Below are 16,005 nucleotides of genomic sequence, written 5' to 3'. Positions count from 1 at the left end.
AAACCCGGCCATGTGAGGTGTGACTGGCGCCTTGGCGCGCGCGCTTTCCAATTAGCTGGCGTGTGCCGAGGCGCCTTGGTCCGTCAGGACCAATCAGAGTTGCATATTAAGAGTTGTCTTTGAACTGTTTTGCCCTGCTTTGCGCCAGGCGGTAGCTGTCGCCGTTCATCTCGAGGATGCTGACATGATGGGTCAATCGGTCGAGCAATGCGCCGGTCAGGCGTTCTGAGCCGAAGGTTTCCGTCCACTCATCGAACGGCAGGTTCGATGTGATCAGGATCGAGCCGCGTTCGTATCGCTGCGAGATCAACTCGAACAGCAGCTCTGCACCGGTTTTGCTGAGGGGCACGAAGCCCAGTTCGTCGATGATCAAGAGTTTCTGCTTCACCAGTTGCTTTTGAAGGCGCAGGAGCTGTCGCTCGTCGCGGGCCTCCATGAGTTCATGGACGATGGCGGACGCCGTGGTAAAGCGGACGGTCAGCCCCTTCTGGCAGGCGGCCAATCCAAGAGCGAGCGCCACGTGGGTCTTGCCGGTACCGCTGGGGCCGAGGGCAATGACGTTCTCGCAGCGGTCGATCCATTCGCACCGAGCCAGTTCCAGCACCTGGATCTTGTTGAGGGCCGGGATCGCGGTGAAGTCGAAGCTGTCGAGGCTCTTGGTGGCCGGGAATCTCGCCGCCTTGATCCGCCGCTCGATCATGCGCCGTTCCCGGTCGATCAACTCGAGTTCGACCAGCCGGACCAGGAACTGGACATGATCGCGCCCCTCGGCGGCGCACAGCCTGGCCTGCTTGTCATATTCCCTCAGGAAGGTCGGCAGCTTCAGCTTCTTCAATTGATAGTTCAGCAGGATCTGCGGTGCGTCGGTCATGCCGAGGTGCCCTGCGTCAGGCACAGGTAGCTGGCCGGCGACGTCGTCGCCACCTTGGCCCGCGGCAGGTACGGATAGACATCGAGATCGAGCCTCGGCGGTCGGCGCTCGACGCGACACAACACCAGGTGCTTCACGGCGTCGAAGCTGATGGCACCCATCTGGAGGGCGGTTCGTACCGCGGCGTGAACCTCCTCCATCTCAAAGCTTTCGAGAAGCCGCAGAACCTGCACGTACTCACGCCGCCCAGCCTTCAAAAGACGGGCTTCCATCAGGCGCTGCAGAGTGGCGAATGCTTTGGGCAGTTCCCATCCTGCCAGCGGTGCCGCCTGCTCGAAGGCGCCGATCTTCTTCTCCAACAATGGCAAGTAGTGGATCGGATCGAAGACCATGTCTTCGCGGTCGTAGCTGCGGACATGCCGTGCGATGATCTCGCCGCCGCAGCCGATCACCACTCGGTCGACGTAGCCGCGGATCCAGACATCGCGGTGTCCGTAGGTGACCGGCGCGGAATAGTCGTTGGTCTTGTAGCGCACGAGGGCAAGAGAGCTGACACGGCCCGTAGCCTGGTCGCAGGCCTCGAAGGGCGCCATTGGCAGCGACGCCATTGCCTCAAGGTCGCGCTGGAGCCTATCGCCAACCGTCTCGCTGTGGCCGCGCAGCGTGTCCGTCTGGCGGTTCCGGCATTGTTCCTCGAGCCAGTCGTTGAAGGCATCCCAGGTTGGGAAGTTCGGGATCGGAACCATGAAGTTGCGCCGCGCATAGCCGACCAGACCTTCGACGGATCCTTTGTCGTTGCCTTTTCCAGGACGCCCATAGCGATCCCGGATCACGTAGTGAGACAAGAACTCGCTGAAGAGCTTTGCCCGCTTGCGCGTCCCATCCGGTCGGATGCGGGCCACCAGGCAGCGATCGTTGTCGTAGAGCACCGACAGGGGGACGCGACCGAAGAACGCGAAGGCGTGAACGTGACCATCCATCCATGCCTCGGCAGTTGCCGCGGGATAGGCGCGAACATAACAGGCATCGCTGTGCGGCAAATCCAGTGCAAAGAAATGGGCTTTCTGTTCGACCCCGCCGATCAGAACTGTCGCTTCGCCGAAATCGGCCTGTGCATGACCGGGTGCATGCTGGAGCGGCACGAACATCTCGCGGCTGCGGCGCCCATGTTCCCGGACATAGTCTTTGATGATTGTGTAGCCGCCTTCAAAGCCATGCTCGTCACGAAGCCGTTCGAAAATCCGCTTGGCTGTATGGCGCTGCTTGCGCGGCCGCCCCCGGTCTTCCGAAAGCCATTGGTCAATAATCCCGGTGAACCCGTCCAACTTCGGGCCCCGGGTCCGTGCCGTCCGCCGGTAACCCGGCGGCACCGAAAACACGATCATCTTGTCAACGCTATCCCGTGAGATTCCGAAATCACGGGCAATAGCTCTCTTGCTCATGCCTTCGCGGAAATACGCATGGCGAACCTTCCGATAAAGTTCCACGGTGAAAATGCTCCCACCCTCCCTGAAACCAGAAAGGGCCAAAACTGGCCGGTTTTTACGCCGCCCGCAGCAAGGTCATCCCGCCGCTACTGTGGCCGAGTTTCGCACCGCCGTTCTCACAAATAGTCCAACTACAGAACTCCTCACCTCTTCATGTTATACCATCATGTCTACTAAGGTTTTCACCAGCATGCTGTGACGATCCAACGACCAATATGTCTGCGATCCAAGCATTGACGCGGCAAGGCGCGAAACTCGGCCATGTTAAGTGGTTGACGTTCGTTGGGCCTGTTGCGATTGACCGGCCCGGTGTCTTGGGTATCGAACACCTCAGGGCAGGTTTAAACCTTGGTGAATTCCATTCGGTAGACTACTTTTTCACCTGTCCTTGGGTCGATGCCGGGGGCACCGCTAATCACCAACCTGTCCCCCGCTAGCTTGAACGGACGAGACACATCGCCAGCCCATTTTGGGTTCCATGAGCCGTCTACATGGTGAATGACGCGATCCTCTTCTAGCGTGTAAGATGCAACGTAGGCGAGCATGTCATCGAACATCTGCGCCTTCTGCTTCATAGACCAGTCGTCTTTGCCCGGCATGGGTCGATCGCGGCGAAAGACGGTGGCCATCATTCGACCATCAGCATGATATGCGATGTACCCGATTGGCGCTGGCCCCAAGGCGTCGGTCGTCTCCCCAGTCTCGACCGAAGTGCGTGTCCAAGCGTCCATCTTCCAAGATCCGATCAAGTCACTTGCGTTTGCCACGGCGCCTCCTGCGAGCAATTGTTCATTCTAAATCATGGTACAACTCGCGAGGACGCAGACGCAATAAAGCCCTGCTTGTTCACTCAAGCTAAAGTTCGATGCTGTCTCTGGACACCTGGTTAATTGAATGGCTCAATCCAGAATGGCCGTATCGTCCTGCGTTCTGTGAGTTCGATCGGTGTCAAGTTTCGCGGTCGCAGCGAATGGCCGGTTCAACGGGCCGCGCCGCAGCATCTCGACCGGGTGGTGGAGGTCGGCTTTGGGCCGACCTTGAATGTGCAGATTCCTTTCCACGGGTGACGGTTCTAATATCTGTGTTCGGGTCTACAAAGGAAGTCGGCTGAGGCAGCATGCGTTCGAATAAGGGTTGTGCTAAAATCTACTCGAGTGTTTGGACGAGGTGAATCATGCCGACAGCCATTCTGAACGGCGCGAAAATTCACTACGAAGATACCGGTGGCGAAGGCGAGGCGGTCTTATTCTCGCATGGCCTTCTGTTCAGCGGGGCCATGTTTGAAACGCAGGTCGCTCACTTGAGGGACCGCTTTCGCTGCATCACGTACGACCATAGAGGTCAGGGACAAAGCAGTGTGACCGAAAGTGGTTATGATATCGACTCGCTGACCGCCGATGCCGCAGAACTCATCAGAAGCCTGGACGCGGCACCTTGCCATTTTGTCGGCCTAAGCATGGGTGGGTTCGTTGGCATGAGACTGGCAGCTCGTGAGCCAAGGCTTCTGAAATCGCTGACATTGCTTGAAACCAGCGCTGATCCTGAAGAGCCAAAAAACGCCCCCAAATATCGAGTATTGAACTTTGTAGCGCGATGGATCGGATTGTGGGCCGCCATCAATCAGGTCATGCCAATAATGTTCGGTCGCACATTTCTCGCCGATCCAGACCGCGCCGAAGAAAAGAAGCGGTGGTCGAAGGCAATTGTGAGCAGCAATCGGATCGGGATCACACGGGCGGTCAACGGAGTGATCAAAAGAGAAGGCTGCACAGAACTGCTTGGAAAAATAGAGGTTCCAGTCGGCATCGGCGTCGGAGACGAAGACATCGCGACAGTTCCGGAGAAATCAAATCGTATGCATCGAGCAATCGCAACCTCAGAATTGGTTGTTTTCAAGGGAGCAGGCCATTCCTCTTCGATTGAAACTCCGGATCAGGTTACGGCGTTGATAGAGCGTACAATTCAGAGAACCGTGAATTTGGGAGTAGGCTCTGTTGAGCAAATAGGTAAATAGAGGTTATCACCTTCGAGGAGTCAGCCAATCTTTGCTATTGCGGAGAAGGCATTTTTTGCTGCTCAGCCAACTAAGCTTACCATGCCTCGAGATTTCGAAGTTCTGGGGGCAGCATTATTATTTGTCGCGTTGTTATAGTACTTAGAGACTTGTTTGTCTTTGCGGCGACAGTTGCGGCGTTAATATGTCACCATGCCAAAGGTAACGACAACATCGGAAGACCTTGCAACTCAGATCATTGCTGCATTTGACGGCCTAGATCCACCTACTGATGATGAACTTCTTCACCCCGAATGTATGGATGACGTGGATATTCTTGAATTCTACGGCGGGGTCAAATGGCATGAGATGACCGATCAAATGATCGTATATGGATACGCGGCACCCACTGCTTTCAGCGCAAAAGCGTTTCAGTATTACTTGCCCGCGTATCTGCTATGGACTCTGCGAAATTCAGACAGCCCGGAATATGCGAGTGAGAGTATTCTTCTGGCACTCGACCCCGGCACATCAAAAGAAATGCTGCACGAGTTCCGGAAGTCCAAGTTCAACCAATTGACGCAGGCACAAAACGAGGCCGTGTTGAAGTTTCTGTACCATTTCAGCGATCATCCTGAGCTTGGTGAATATGCGGAAGACGCCTTGGTTAACTACTGGATTGAATAGAGTGTGTGGACACTGGGTCGATGGTTTTTACCTGTTTGATTGGGCTCTTCGCAGCGTTTTTTTGTCGAAACCGGTTTGCTGTTGTTGGTGACTGAGAATGAGCAATTGCAGCGACTATGTGGTGGATTTTGTGCGCTGTCACTTGGCCTTTTGCAATCTCGATTGCAGCAAATGGTTTGCTCGGAGGCCAGTAAAGAATTCGGTTTTCGATTATTCGTCGCTCCAACCAGCCGCATTTGTTCTTTATGCGAGCCATTGAAATGCCTTGAAGACAATCTGCCAGCGCCCTTGATCCTTCAGCAAAGTAAGCGTGTCGCAGAACCTTCGTTGTCCCCATTGGTCATGGACAACCGCGACCGCGGTTGCGCCGGAAACATTCAATGATTTGATTTCCCATTTCGGAACTGGACCCTCGTGATCGGGAGCAGCATCTGCACAGAAATCCGCGAACTCCTCTGCGCTATCCCACTGAAGTTCGCCATCGATTAGCCCTGACGACACAAATCTCGGATGGAAGGCCTCCATTAGAAGTGCCTTATCACCTCGATTGAAGCCGGTCACATACATGCCGATTACGGCCCGGATGTTCTCTTCATCATTGCCCATTTTCGCATCTCGTCGGCGTTTAGCAGCGACGCTGTCGTGTGGTCACAGCGCTTGATTGCCACCAAGCTAAGGTATCGCATCCTGCCGCCGTTACCAACATCGGCCCCGGTCCGCATCGCGGTCGTTTCTTGCAAAACTTCTAGTGTCTACTTGAGAACAAAGCTGCCATGTCCCGCATAGCTGTCATCGGTACGCTCGAAATGCTTCGACGACTACCCGCTCACTCTCAACCGGAGAGAGGCGATCAAAGTCGACTGAATGAGACATAAGGAAATGCTCAATCTGGGTTTTCTTCGGGATCATCCCCGTCTAGTCTTGAAACAAGAATTTGTGGAGTGGGCAGATTTGCGGAGTTTTGGACCGCATAAAACGAGTCTGACCATGATCAAGGTCCGCTTTGGTCCATCCATGTTTTGGCGGTGTCGCCTGGAACGGACAAGTAAAGCGATCCATCTTGTGAGAGCAGTGAGCCCTGATCGACATTTATCGATGCACTCGGGCCCGTTCGAGCAATTGACGCATTTCGCGGTCTTCAATGTCCAGTTCATTCAAGTGGTCGACGAGAGAATGGAGATAGTCGAAGTTCGAGCCAAGACCGCCTTCGGCTACTGCAATCATCTTCGCCGCCTCTTCTTGGTCGAGGTGCGGCACGTAGCGACGGTTGCTACGCTCCATAACGAATACCAGGGCTTCCACCGAACCTTGTGGTGTATCGACCTCTAGGAAACGCGGCTCATAAGCACCGGCAAACATTTCGCGATGCCACAGAAACTTAGTTTCCTGATCTACCAGGCCCTCCGCAATTCTGAAGACAACGCCGTCACATTGCCCGCCTTCATCCAAAGCGGCCATCAGCCCCGGACGGTCGTGGCTGCCACGCCCGCCTTCCAACCGCATACAGAAGCTGCGGTGCCAGCCCTGAAGAAGGCCGCGTCGGTATTCCGTTACATACACGGCTGGGTCCCAGATGAGCGAGCCATAGGCAAAAACCCAAAGGTCGGTCTTCATGCGATCGGCAAGAATCTCTTGCCGATTGGCCTCACGGTCTTCGTGGTCCATACGCCACCCTGGCGGCCAACCTTCTTCCAGCGCTTGTGCGTCTAGTTCAGCAAAACGTTCGGACCCGAACCGCATCTCGGACGTATCCGGCGACGTAATTCTTCCACGCAAAGCGGGCGCATGTCGAAATACATGATCTGGAAACGGCATTGAGCGCTCCTGAAGGAATATCGGGTTAGGGGCGACCATAAGACCGCCGATACAGGGTAGGAAGAGCTGATGGACTGGAAAACGCACCCGGATGTCGATCCAGCATCTTCAGCACGAAGGCCCGATCGAAAGCTGCGCAACGAACACTGGCAGGATTCATGCAATGTCAGTTCTTGTGCCCGGGCGCGGCCAGTTGTTGTTAACGGAAAAATTCCCTTTCAGCGATGGTGGTCAAAAGCTGATATCCAAATTAGGCTGTCCGATATCTCATTTGGAGGATCTCGAGGTGGCAAGCTCAATCATTGAAGATGATCTGACAATTGAAGGCGATCTCATCTCAAGTGCGGGAGGCATCGAGGTCAAAGGCCGTGTGGTTGGGGATGTCAGCGCTGAGACAATCACCGTTCAGGTTAGCGGATCGGTCGATGGTGCATTGTCAGCCAAGAAGATTGTTATTGAGGGTAAGCAAAAAGGCAGCCTGAAATGCGACGATCTGAAGATTGCGTCGAGCGCACAGATTCAGGCTGATGTATCGGCCAAGACGATGGCAACTGAAAGCGGCGCCCGGGTTGTGGGCAAGGTGAACATCATGGGCGGGCAGTAGGGCATGCCTGCTTGCAAGACTGCATGCCCGTCGGCCAACCTGATCTGATTGGCTGGCTGGTTCACTTTCGGTGATCTGACAATCCAAGCTCATCCCACATCCAGCCGAAATCATAGTCTGCAACAGGAGAGCCGGTCTGGCGCGCGCTGCGGTTTTCGGCTGTCTTCAGCCACTCAATGACTTTCTTTTTGCCCTTGGCATTGCGAACAGCCTGGCGCGGGGTCTTGCCATCCAGGGCCGGGATCGGCTGGTCAAGCGTGTCGCGGTAGTGGTGGTCGAGATGTTCGTGGGCAATCTGACGGGCAAGGGCAGGGGGGATGTCCTCTTCTTCTGCCACTCCACCTTCCAGGCTGTCCTCCGCCATCATCTGTTCGACGGTCTGTATTGATGTCAGCGGTGACATCACCAGATCTCCTAGGAGGTCCCGGACCAGGGCTTCGCCGCGTTCGGCGCGCGCTGCAGAATTTACAGACAGTGTGAGTGTCTTGCCTTTCAGTTTCAGGGACCCAAGCACAGAGGCCCCTGACATCGACTTGTCCAAAATGAGGCCGGTGCCGCGCTGTTTGCTGGACGGGGTGTCGACGGCAAGCCAGGTCCAGTCATTCCGACCTGAGACCACGAGTTCTGCAGACTGGGACAGTCTTTGCGAGACCTGGCTTTGCGTAACCTTGCCGGCGAGGGGGAAGCGCATGTCGTGAAAGAGCAGATCGTCGCCATCGCTGTTGCTGATTTGTGGTGGTTCCGGGTCCAGCAGGTTCGGCAGATGTGCGAAGAGCCAGGCATTGGTGAAGAGGGGTGCGGAACGGTGCAGCTGATCCTGTGTCAGTCTCAGTTCATCGTCGGGGTTCAATTTCAACACGGAGCGGAGCCCGTATTCAAAAAACGCGACGGTGTCCGGCTCGAAGGGAAGCAGCGCCCCCGAGATCACATAGTAATCCCCCTGCGGCACAACCCGAGCGGCGATGCGATCCCACTTATGCAGCATCTGCGTCGCGCTGTGTTCCCGAACGGTGACCGGCTCTTCGTCCGAAAGCACGTCGCGCAAGACCATGGATTTGCCGGGGTCTATCTCGCTCACCTCATAAAGGCTGACCGGTGCGTCCCGCAATCCTTTGATATAGGCGCGGGTCTGCGCACTTTCCACGGAACCGCTCCCTTTCAGATAAGCATCTGCAGCGTTTTCGGCGTCAGGTCCGAATGTCCTGCCCAGCAGGTCTTCCAGGCCACCGCCCCACAGGACCATTGGCCAGTCATCGCCCAGCAGGTCGCCCAAATCCTCGAAGTCGAGATCGAAGGCCTCGAGCGCTGGAAGAAAATGCTCGTCCAACACATCCGCGAGCCGCTCGTGCCAAATCTCGTCACGGGTGAGAAACCCGATGAGCCCGCCAAGATCGTGTTCCGTTGTCATCTTCGCGTTCTTCTCCCTATTCACCGGACAGGGGCGGTCTAGCGCAGATTGCGACCATCAGCCAGACCACAAACTGGGCTGATCAGCGTGACATGGATGGTCTCGTCGCGGCGAGTGCTATTTCGTTGGCTCGCGCCCAAAAAACTCTGCAAAAAGTTCTTCGGAGCGGCGTAGGCCTTCATCGGTCAGCACAACCGACTTTGCCTTCCCAACCGGGTTCAGGATCAATCCCTTTTGGTGCAGGCGGTCCAGCGCTCCCCAGTCAAAACCCTTCCACGCACGGCGCTCATCATGCAACGTCAACCAGAGCAGCGCCAGGACAGCCTCATCCACCTTGTTCTCATCTATGTCCATAGCCACAGCGGACGCCATCCTGACGGGGCTCGTCAACCCTGGGCCGGCGCATGGAGGGCTTGCAATAATCTTCAGCTCGCAAATGGTGTGATCGGATCGATAAGGCCGGGTGAAACCCGCGCCGCCTCACATCACGGGTATGAATCGCTCCCAGAGAATAGACATCGCAATGTCATTGGACAGCTGGGCTGTGCCCAGCAATAGTGAAGTCATGGAGCTGACAGCGCCTACACCTGTCCACCTGATCCATGTGGATCCGGACGTCAACATGGCTCGGTTCTATGGAATAGAGTTGCAGCCGACGCTGTTTGGTGAAGTGTCGGTCCTTCGCACCTGGGGACGTATTGGCACAAACGGGCAAGCCATGATGGTGACGTACGAAGACGAAGTCCAGGCTGCTGCCGCGCTCCGTAAACTTGAAAGACAAAAAAGTCGCCGAGGCTACGTCCCGGTCGATGAGTGATTTCGGGCTGCAATTTGTTTCCCTGGCAAATCCCGAGCCTTTTGGCTCGTGACCGAGCTCTAGGTTTCAGCCGGCATGCCGGCTTCCACCCAGAACACCCCGGCATGATCTCCCTGACGCAAAAGCCCCTGAACCGTCTCTTGCGAGCCGGGGCAGGGGCTTTGGGTCATGGTCGCTCCATGCCGCGGTGATCTGCCCGTTCGGGTGATGATCCCTTTTGCGCTCCCGCAGGATCGATGATCCTTTGGCCATTTTTGTTGGTCAGGCGGGATTTGGACAAGCCAAACGCCCCCCGACGGCAGGGGGAAGGCGCAGCCTCCCCCCTCGGACAAGACAAATAGACAAGACCGTGTCCTCGCGCGGGGCGCTGCGGGCCGCACCACTCTTGTCGATTTGTCCTGTCTCGCCCCTCTCCGCGTTCGCCACGGGGCAGGTTTTAGAGACGACGCCCTTTCAGGGCTCGGCTCAAAACCAGCACCAAAGGGGATCAACCCCGGCGGTCGCACACAAAAGGAGAGATGGTTTTGGACATTGAGACGACAAAAGACATCGAGAACGACACGAGCCTTCAGGCGGCAGAGATCGCAGCACAGAATGACCTGTTCCGGAAAGCCCTGATCGACCCAAATGCGGCGATTGAGATGCACTCCAAAGGCATTCAGGGACAGGTGTTTGTCACGCCCGGTGTGTCAGGCGAAGGGATGGAGTTCCAGACTGCGGCATTAACGGCTGTGGCATCGGATGACCAGTTCGATGAAGGCAATGACCCTTATGGCGATCACACATTTGGAACGGTGACGGTCAGCGGCCAGAAGCTGTTCTGGAAAGTCGATCTCTATGACACGGATTACACATACGGGTCCGACCGCCCGTTTGATCCGGCAGTGACGCGCCGTGTCCTGACCATCATGTGCCCCAGCGAATACTGAGACCAGCCCTGTCCCAACCGGACAGGGTCTGCATGCGCAACCCGCGCAGGAAAGGAGGTGAGTTAATGCCTGCAAAGATCATCGAACAGCGAACACGTGAAGCTGTGGAATTGCTCAAGAAGGGAGGCCTGTCTGCAAACATCGCGCTCCGCTTCTTGAAACAACACGCAGCCGCCTAAGCGGCCCCGCTCTACCCCGGAAGGGGTAGGGCACCCTTAACACAAAGCTAAACACTCAAACAAGGATTTGCCCCATGAGCAAAGTCGAAACATTCACCGCACCGGAAACCATCGAAACCGTTGCACTGTCCAATCTCTACCTGTCTGATCTGAATCCACGTCAGGAGGTTGCCGAGGAAGGTATCGCCCTGCTGGCCGACAGTCTGGTCATGTGCGGCCTGATCCAGAACCTCAGCGGCCTGCGCGATGCAGATGGAAAGGTCGCCATCGTCGCCGGTGGTCGCCGCCTGCGGGCTCTAAACATCGCCGTGACCGAACGCGCCGATCTTGCACAGGTTCCGGTGAAGGTCACCGACAACCCCTTTGTGGCCGAGCAGTGGGCCAATGCGGAAAACACCGCCCGCGAAGAACTGGACCCGGTAGACGAGGTCCGCGCCTATGGCAAGATGGCCGAGAAATCTCTGTCTGTTGCCAAGATCAGCAATGCGTTTGGCGTGACCGAAGCCCATGTGCGCCGCCGCCTTGCACTGTCAGGCTTGCCCGCCGCCGTTCTGGATGCGCTCAAGGCGGGTGAAATCAGCATGGGGCTGGCCAAGGCCATGACGGTTAGCACTGAGGACGAGAAAATTCTGGAGGTGCTGGAACAGGCCAAGGAGTGCCGATGGTTCAGCGAGCATGATGTCAAACAGGCTCTGACGTCTGAGGCAGTCAGCAGCACCAGCCGAAAAGCCGTGTTTGTCGGGCAGGAGGCTTATGTTGACGCAGGCGGCACGATCACCGCTGATCTTTTCGCCGATGAGACCCTGTTCAATGACGGCGAGATATTGGACCAACTGTTTAACGAAAAGCTGGCAGCAGAAGCAGAGAAGCTGCGAGAAGCGGATGGCTGGGACTGGGTGGAGACCCATGATGAGAGCTACATTCCCTATGGGTTCTCGCGGACAGAAGGCATGCACCGCCTGGACATGGTGAGCCGGCACTTCAGTGAAGAACAGGCTGAGCGGTATGACGAACTTGCCGAACTCTATGAGGGTGAAGGTCTGGATGCGGAGGGCGAAAAGGAACTTGCAGCGCTCGAGGACTATGCCACGCCGTTCTATTCCGACGATCAACGCAATCTGTCCGGTGTGTTCCTCTATGTCGGCAACACTGGCGAGATCAAAACATCATCGGCTTACGTTGCGGCGGAACATGTGCAGGCTGCCATTGAGGCCGGTGTTCTGGCCACGGTCAAAGAGCCAGTAGCCAAAGAGACATCAAGACCGGCCCATTCGCAGAAGTTCATCGACGACATGGTGGCGATCCGGCTGGCGGCGGTTCAAACGGCTTTGCTGGACAAGCCTGATTATGTGTTGAGCCTGTTTGCCTACTCCGCCACCCCGGCGTCTGGTCTGACCAGCAACCTGTTTGGGTTTGGCTATGGCGGTGCCGAGCGGAACACGCCCCAGATCGACGACCAGTTCATCCTCGACCCGCGTCTTGGCGGGGAGCGGGATGCGGCGGCAGAGGCAGCTTATGACCAGTTCCAGGAAATGGCCGCACAAGGCAGTGTAGCGGCGTTCAAAGCGTTTCGCGCTCTGGGCAAAAAGACCCGCAATGGTGAGATCACAGCCTTTCTGGCCCGGCGGTTCCTGACCCAACGCCCGGAGTTCATGGCGGAGATCGAGGCTGTGATCGGATCGGACATCCGCGCGATCTGGACCCCCTCTGCTGAGAATTGCTTCAAACGGCTGAAAGGCTGGCAGCTGGATGATCTCTACAAGGACCTGCTGGACCTGCATGTCGACACGGACATGTTCAAAGCCTTCGCGAAATCCAAGAAAGGTGCGAAGAACGAGGCGCTGCACAAACTGTTCAATGACAATGCGCATCAGGCGGCATTGGGTGTGACCGAGGCACAGAAAGCCCTGATCGATACGTGGGTGCCGGATTGCTTCTGAACTCAACGGGGCAGGGCGCTTTGCGCCCTGCCTGTCAATCTCTGGCTTTGTTAGCCTCAATAATGGAAACTCAAAGTGGCATTGCGCGAACACTCCGTCGAGCATAGCTAACAGAGGTCGGTCACCCGGCTCATTCTCAAAAGCGATCACTTGATCAGAACGGATTTGGTAAGACCCATGGACACCTCATCAAACAAGCTCGAGAAAGCCGCCCGCCGCGTCTGGAAATCCGCGCAGATGTTTGTCGGGTTTCATACGGATCAGAAAGGCAAGCCGCGCGAACAGCCAAAGCTTTGGCCGCCAAAGAACGGAAGTGCTTCGATCCATAGTGACCCCAACGCGCAAGAGGCGATTGTTGTCGTCAAAGCCGCCGACGCGGAGGCCGCGCAGGATGTACAGATCAAGCTGCACCCGAACCGTATTGTTGTGCGCCGCGATGCGGATATGTGGTGGCAGGGTGTTGCCGTGGATGAGCATACCGTCACGGTTCGTATGGCCGACAACACTATCATCGAAATCCGCCATGACGGGTCGGTGAAACGCCGCTCGGCGGAGGATGAAACCCATGTTGAAGCCGATGGCAGTATCTTCAAGTTCACCGAATTTGCCGAGGCGCATATGACGGGTGACGGCGTTGAAATGACCCGCCGTACCGAGGATCGCATTGCCACGATCACAGCCGACGGTGTTGTCGATCGCGCGCGCAAGCGTTAGCCTGTATCCAATACCTCTAGACTTTCCTTTGGTTAAACTGTGGCCCGCTTCGGTGGGCCTCTTTCTTGGAGCGGCATCGCGCGGCCTCCGCCCATGTGCTGGTCCCGCCGACATCCGCGCGTGAGATAGGTCACGTGGGTTGTCGTGTTATCTCAGCCAAATCCACCCCGCCAAATTGAGTCCGGCTGATCACCTGTTCCGCACATGCGCGGACCAGGGCCGGACCGTCCGGTCTTTGGCCTCCGCCATTTGAAAAGGGCGACTTGCATCGCCAGCGAACCTTCATTCTTTGCCTCGAGGGTCATACCGATCCGGAAAGGCCACCCGCATTCGGGCCTGAGCGCTGCGCCCGTGATGGACCGAGGCGATGTTGCCGCCACATACAGTTTCCCTTTGTTCAGATGACCCGTGCGCAACGGTCTCAGAAAGTGTTGCCTGTTCACTTGGTCTGACAGTTTCAAACCCGTTGCCGAAGATGATCCTCGGCTGCCGTGTTTCTGAAGGGATGAACATAAGCGGGCAGTCGGGGAAGACGCGCGGTGCCCGGGCCGGGCACCGCGCTTCAACAAGGAATTTCCCCTGCGCCTGCGGCGCATTCCGCGCGGACCAAATTCCCTGCTGACATCCCCTTGATGCCCGCTTTTCCCATGTTCATCGAAACACGCCATAGCGAGGATCAAACAATGGCAACTCAAACTCTGAAACTGAACGTCAAGACCGGTGAGAAGGAAGGCAAGACTTTCTGGGATCGTTGCGGCGTCCTCTTCGTCAATACCGATGAGACAGGCAACATCACCTCGATCCAGGTCAAGCACAGCATGTTCCCCGGCGTCGAGATGGTGGCCTTCCCAAAGCGGAACGATGACGAGCCCGTCACCGAATGATGAAAGGGCAGGGCGGCGTAAGCCGCCCTTTCCCGTGCTCCGGCCAAAGAGCTGGACCACATTTGCGCCACGCGTGGCGCGCGGCCCAACAGCCGTGCATGGGCACCTTCCCACTGCAATGCGGCAGCCCTCGATCCTGCCACACCCGCCGCGCGGGGGGCGGGAAACTGTGCGCGCTGAGGCGCGCGAAAAATGCCATATTGAAATTGAACGTGCCGGTATGTGACGGGCGCTGTTCGGGCAGCCTACGCATTGCGTGATTGCCCTGCGCCAGTCCACCGGCACCCACGCCTGCTGGCTGGAAAAGGGGCGGGACCCTTTTCCCGGCGTGGAAATTGCCTCCAAGAGCAAAACTGTTCCGGGAGCAATTTGAGAAAATACGGATTTCTAAAATCACCCCCGGTTTCCTCTTGGAGAGTATGACAGGATAAAGTAGTTGTGTTACAAATCACAAATGCAACTAAAGATTGTTTGCAAATTGAGCGAGAGCAAAACTTCTGACACCACCGTCTTCTCCGTACGTTTGCCAGTGGATGCGCTGGAGCGTTTGGAGGCGGCTGTGACCGTGCTGGGTGCCAAGAGCCGCAACCAGATTATCCAACGACTGATCTATCGGCTTATCGGATATCTCGATCCCGACCCGGCCCTGGTGGAGCTCTGGCAGCAGCACTTGCGACAGGTTCAGGGCGGATACACCAACCTCAACCAGCTAGCGAAATCTGCCAAGCGCGGCTCGGTGATCTGGACGGATGATGACCGGCGCGACGTCGAAAATCTCCATCGCGCGATCATCCAGCACCGGCAAGACCTGAAGGCGATGATCACTGCCGCTCGCCGAAACCGAGAGCCGGACTCCGCCATTCGCCGGATCTTGCGCGACGACGATTGGACACCTGAAGAATGAATGCCGCTGCCCGTGATCTGACAGCAGGAGACTTCCTGGAACTTGCGTTCCGCGAGGCTCAGAAAGGTGTCGATCGTTCTAAGCAGATCACTCAGCAGCTGCAGACTGCTAAGCGCATGAAGTTCATGCTTTCGCGGGCCTCATCCATCAAGGCGCGGCTGGGTGCCGTTGTTGGAAAGCCCGAGGCAGTTGTGAAACACGTCCGCAAAGGTGGGGTGAAAAACGCGCATGAGCTGCGCCGCCAGATCAACTATCTGACCGTCCGCGCAGAGGGTGTATTGGACATCCGAGACAATGGCGTGACGCCACTCGATGCGGATCAGGTCAGTGATTTGATCGAGACCTGGGCCGAGGATTTCAACGGGAAAACCAACTACGGTTACACCCGTCACATGATCGTGTCTTTCCCTGAAGGCACCTATCCGGACGCCGCTCATGAGGCCGGCTTGGAGTTCGCGGATCGGCTATTTGGCGGCGGTGATTTTGGCGATACCTGGGACTATCTGACCGTGTTCCACAACGACACTGACAACCCCCATGTCCACATCGTTGTGAACAACCGAGGCGTCGAACATGGGCAGTGGCTTGCTATGGGTATGAGCAGCGAAATGAACATCGACGTTCAGCGCTCAATCCAGGTTGAGGTTGCCGAAGGATACGGAATTGAGCTGACCGCGACGACCCGTCTTGAACGGGGGTTGCGGCAACACTGATATCCTCAAAGCATGGTATGCTGAGGTTTGGGAACAGGGAAATACCGATGCGATCGATCA

At 56.7% G+C, this 16,005-nt stretch carries 17 protein-coding genes; 10 read left to right on the top strand and 7 right to left on the bottom strand.

Annotated elements, in window-relative coordinates:
- Positions 1-106: 106 nt before the first annotated feature.
- The 3 genes from istB to ACR0DH_RS19435 all read right to left on the bottom strand — a co-directional run bounded on the left by istB (position 107) and on the right by ACR0DH_RS19435 (position 3,125).
- On the bottom strand, positions 107-871 hold the full coding sequence (istB, locus tag ACR0DH_RS19445) for an IS21-like element helper ATPase IstB (RefSeq protein ID WP_480544149.1): 765 nt from the start codon (positions 869-871) through the stop codon (positions 107-109).
- A complete protein-coding gene (gene istA, locus ACR0DH_RS19440) occupies positions 868-2,358 on the bottom strand; it encodes an IS21 family transposase (protein WP_480885015.1) in 1,491 nt (496 codons plus the stop codon). The genes istB and istA overlap by 4 nt, the downstream gene beginning before the upstream one ends.
- Positions 2,359-2,699: 341 nt before the next feature.
- Complete coding sequence (locus ACR0DH_RS19435) at positions 2,700-3,125, bottom strand: lipocalin-like domain-containing protein (protein ID WP_480551716.1); 426 nt, start codon at positions 3,123-3,125, stop codon at positions 2,700-2,702.
- Between the two features lie 407 nt (positions 3,126-3,532).
- Here ACR0DH_RS19435 and ACR0DH_RS19430 point away from each other — a divergent pair, with 407 nt between their 5' ends.
- Positions 3,533-4,372: an alpha/beta fold hydrolase gene (locus ACR0DH_RS19430; protein WP_480551714.1), complete on the top strand. Its 840-nt coding sequence runs from the start codon at positions 3,533-3,535 to the stop codon at positions 4,370-4,372.
- A 192-nt stretch (positions 4,373-4,564) separates the two neighbouring features.
- Positions 4,565-5,038 (top strand): DUF6714 family protein, encoded by a 474-nt coding sequence (locus tag ACR0DH_RS19425; protein WP_480551712.1) that lies wholly within the window; start codon positions 4,565-4,567, stop codon positions 5,036-5,038.
- A 243-nt stretch (positions 5,039-5,281) separates the two neighbouring features.
- Here the strand turns inward: ACR0DH_RS19425 and ACR0DH_RS19420 are convergent, their stop codons facing one another.
- Positions 5,282-5,644: a nuclear transport factor 2 family protein gene (locus ACR0DH_RS19420; protein WP_480551710.1), complete on the bottom strand. Its 363-nt coding sequence runs from the start codon at positions 5,642-5,644 to the stop codon at positions 5,282-5,284.
- A gap of 483 nt (positions 5,645-6,127) precedes the next feature.
- Entirely contained in the window at positions 6,128-6,853 is a 726-nt protein-coding gene (locus tag ACR0DH_RS19415) for a gamma-glutamylcyclotransferase (protein WP_480551708.1), read from the bottom strand.
- 91 nt (positions 6,854-6,944) lie between these two features.
- On the opposite strand from ACR0DH_RS19415, the gene ACR0DH_RS19410 reads away from it, so the two are divergent.
- Positions 6,945-7,457 (top strand): bactofilin family protein, encoded by a 513-nt coding sequence (locus ACR0DH_RS19410; protein ID WP_480852932.1) that lies wholly within the window; start codon positions 6,945-6,947, stop codon positions 7,455-7,457.
- A gap of 61 nt (positions 7,458-7,518) precedes the next feature.
- On the opposite strand, the gene ACR0DH_RS19405 is transcribed toward ACR0DH_RS19410, so the two are convergent.
- Positions 7,519-8,865, bottom strand: a complete 1,347-nt coding sequence (locus tag ACR0DH_RS19405) for a DUF7986 domain-containing protein (RefSeq protein WP_480551704.1) — start codon at positions 8,863-8,865, stop codon at positions 7,519-7,521.
- 117 nt (positions 8,866-8,982) lie between these two features.
- Complete coding sequence (locus ACR0DH_RS19400) at positions 8,983-9,219, bottom strand: DUF6429 family protein (RefSeq protein ID WP_480551740.1); 237 nt, start codon at positions 9,217-9,219, stop codon at positions 8,983-8,985.
- 169 nt (positions 9,220-9,388) lie between these two features.
- Between ACR0DH_RS19400 and ACR0DH_RS19395 the strand changes: the two genes are divergently transcribed.
- The 7 genes from ACR0DH_RS19395 (at position 9,389) to ACR0DH_RS19365 (ending at position 15,945) form a co-directional block, all read left to right on the top strand.
- Positions 9,389-9,682 (top strand): WGR domain-containing protein, encoded by a 294-nt coding sequence (locus ACR0DH_RS19395; RefSeq protein ID WP_480551703.1) that lies wholly within the window; start codon positions 9,389-9,391, stop codon positions 9,680-9,682.
- 518 nt (positions 9,683-10,200) lie between these two features.
- Positions 10,201-10,611 carry a DUF3768 domain-containing protein gene (locus ACR0DH_RS19390; RefSeq protein ID WP_480551701.1) on the top strand — a complete coding sequence of 137 codons (411 nt, stop codon included), beginning with the start codon at positions 10,201-10,203 and terminating at the stop codon, positions 10,609-10,611.
- A 253-nt stretch (positions 10,612-10,864) separates the two neighbouring features.
- Entirely contained in the window at positions 10,865-12,730 is a 1,866-nt protein-coding gene (locus ACR0DH_RS19385; RefSeq protein WP_480551699.1) for a ParB/RepB/Spo0J family partition protein, read from the top strand.
- A gap of 177 nt (positions 12,731-12,907) precedes the next feature.
- Positions 12,908-13,444: a hypothetical protein gene (locus tag ACR0DH_RS19380; protein ID WP_480551697.1), complete on the top strand. Its 537-nt coding sequence runs from the start codon at positions 12,908-12,910 to the stop codon at positions 13,442-13,444.
- Between the two features lie 683 nt (positions 13,445-14,127).
- On the top strand, positions 14,128-14,328 hold the full coding sequence (locus ACR0DH_RS19375; protein WP_480551695.1) for a hypothetical protein: 201 nt from the start codon (positions 14,128-14,130) through the stop codon (positions 14,326-14,328).
- 478 nt (positions 14,329-14,806) lie between these two features.
- On the top strand, positions 14,807-15,232 hold the full coding sequence (locus ACR0DH_RS19370) for a hypothetical protein (protein WP_480551693.1): 426 nt from the start codon (positions 14,807-14,809) through the stop codon (positions 15,230-15,232).
- A complete protein-coding gene (locus tag ACR0DH_RS19365) occupies positions 15,229-15,945 on the top strand; it encodes a relaxase/mobilization nuclease domain-containing protein (RefSeq protein WP_480885010.1) in 717 nt (238 codons plus the stop codon). Before ACR0DH_RS19370 ends, ACR0DH_RS19365 begins: the two co-directional genes overlap by 4 nt.
- Positions 15,946-16,005 lie beyond the last annotated feature (60 nt).

It is taken from the genome of Ruegeria sp. I1 (assembly GCF_056532675.1).
This window is presented reverse-complemented; position numbering and strand designations above follow the sequence as displayed.

Coding starts and splice junctions, on each gene's coding strand:
- istB (WP_480544149.1), bottom strand. CDS start 871: ATGACCGACGCACCGCAGATCCTGCTGAACTATCAATTGAAGAAGCTG.
- ACR0DH_RS19430 (WP_480551714.1), top strand. CDS start 3,533: ATGCCGACAGCCATTCTGAACGGCGCGAAAATTCACTACGAAGATACC.
- ACR0DH_RS19425 (WP_480551712.1), top strand. CDS start 4,565: ATGCCAAAGGTAACGACAACATCGGAAGACCTTGCAACTCAGATCATT.
- ACR0DH_RS19420 (WP_480551710.1), bottom strand. CDS start 5,644: ATGGGCAATGATGAAGAGAACATCCGGGCCGTAATCGGCATGTATGTG.
- ACR0DH_RS19415 (WP_480551708.1), bottom strand. CDS start 6,853: ATGCCGTTTCCAGATCATGTATTTCGACATGCGCCCGCTTTGCGTGGA.
- ACR0DH_RS19410 (WP_480852932.1), top strand. CDS start 6,945: ATGTCGATCCAGCATCTTCAGCACGAAGGCCCGATCGAAAGCTGCGCA.
- ACR0DH_RS19405 (WP_480551704.1), bottom strand. CDS start 8,865: ATGACAACGGAACACGATCTTGGCGGGCTCATCGGGTTTCTCACCCGT.
- ACR0DH_RS19400 (WP_480551740.1), bottom strand. CDS start 9,219: ATGGACATAGATGAGAACAAGGTGGATGAGGCTGTCCTGGCGCTGCTC.
- ACR0DH_RS19395 (WP_480551703.1), top strand. CDS start 9,389: ATGTCATTGGACAGCTGGGCTGTGCCCAGCAATAGTGAAGTCATGGAG.
- ACR0DH_RS19390 (WP_480551701.1), top strand. CDS start 10,201: ATGGTTTTGGACATTGAGACGACAAAAGACATCGAGAACGACACGAGC.
- ACR0DH_RS19385 (WP_480551699.1), top strand. CDS start 10,865: ATGAGCAAAGTCGAAACATTCACCGCACCGGAAACCATCGAAACCGTT.
- ACR0DH_RS19380 (WP_480551697.1), top strand. CDS start 12,908: ATGGACACCTCATCAAACAAGCTCGAGAAAGCCGCCCGCCGCGTCTGG.
- ACR0DH_RS19375 (WP_480551695.1), top strand. CDS start 14,128: ATGGCAACTCAAACTCTGAAACTGAACGTCAAGACCGGTGAGAAGGAA.
- ACR0DH_RS19365 (WP_480885010.1), top strand. CDS start 15,229: ATGAATGCCGCTGCCCGTGATCTGACAGCAGGAGACTTCCTGGAACTT.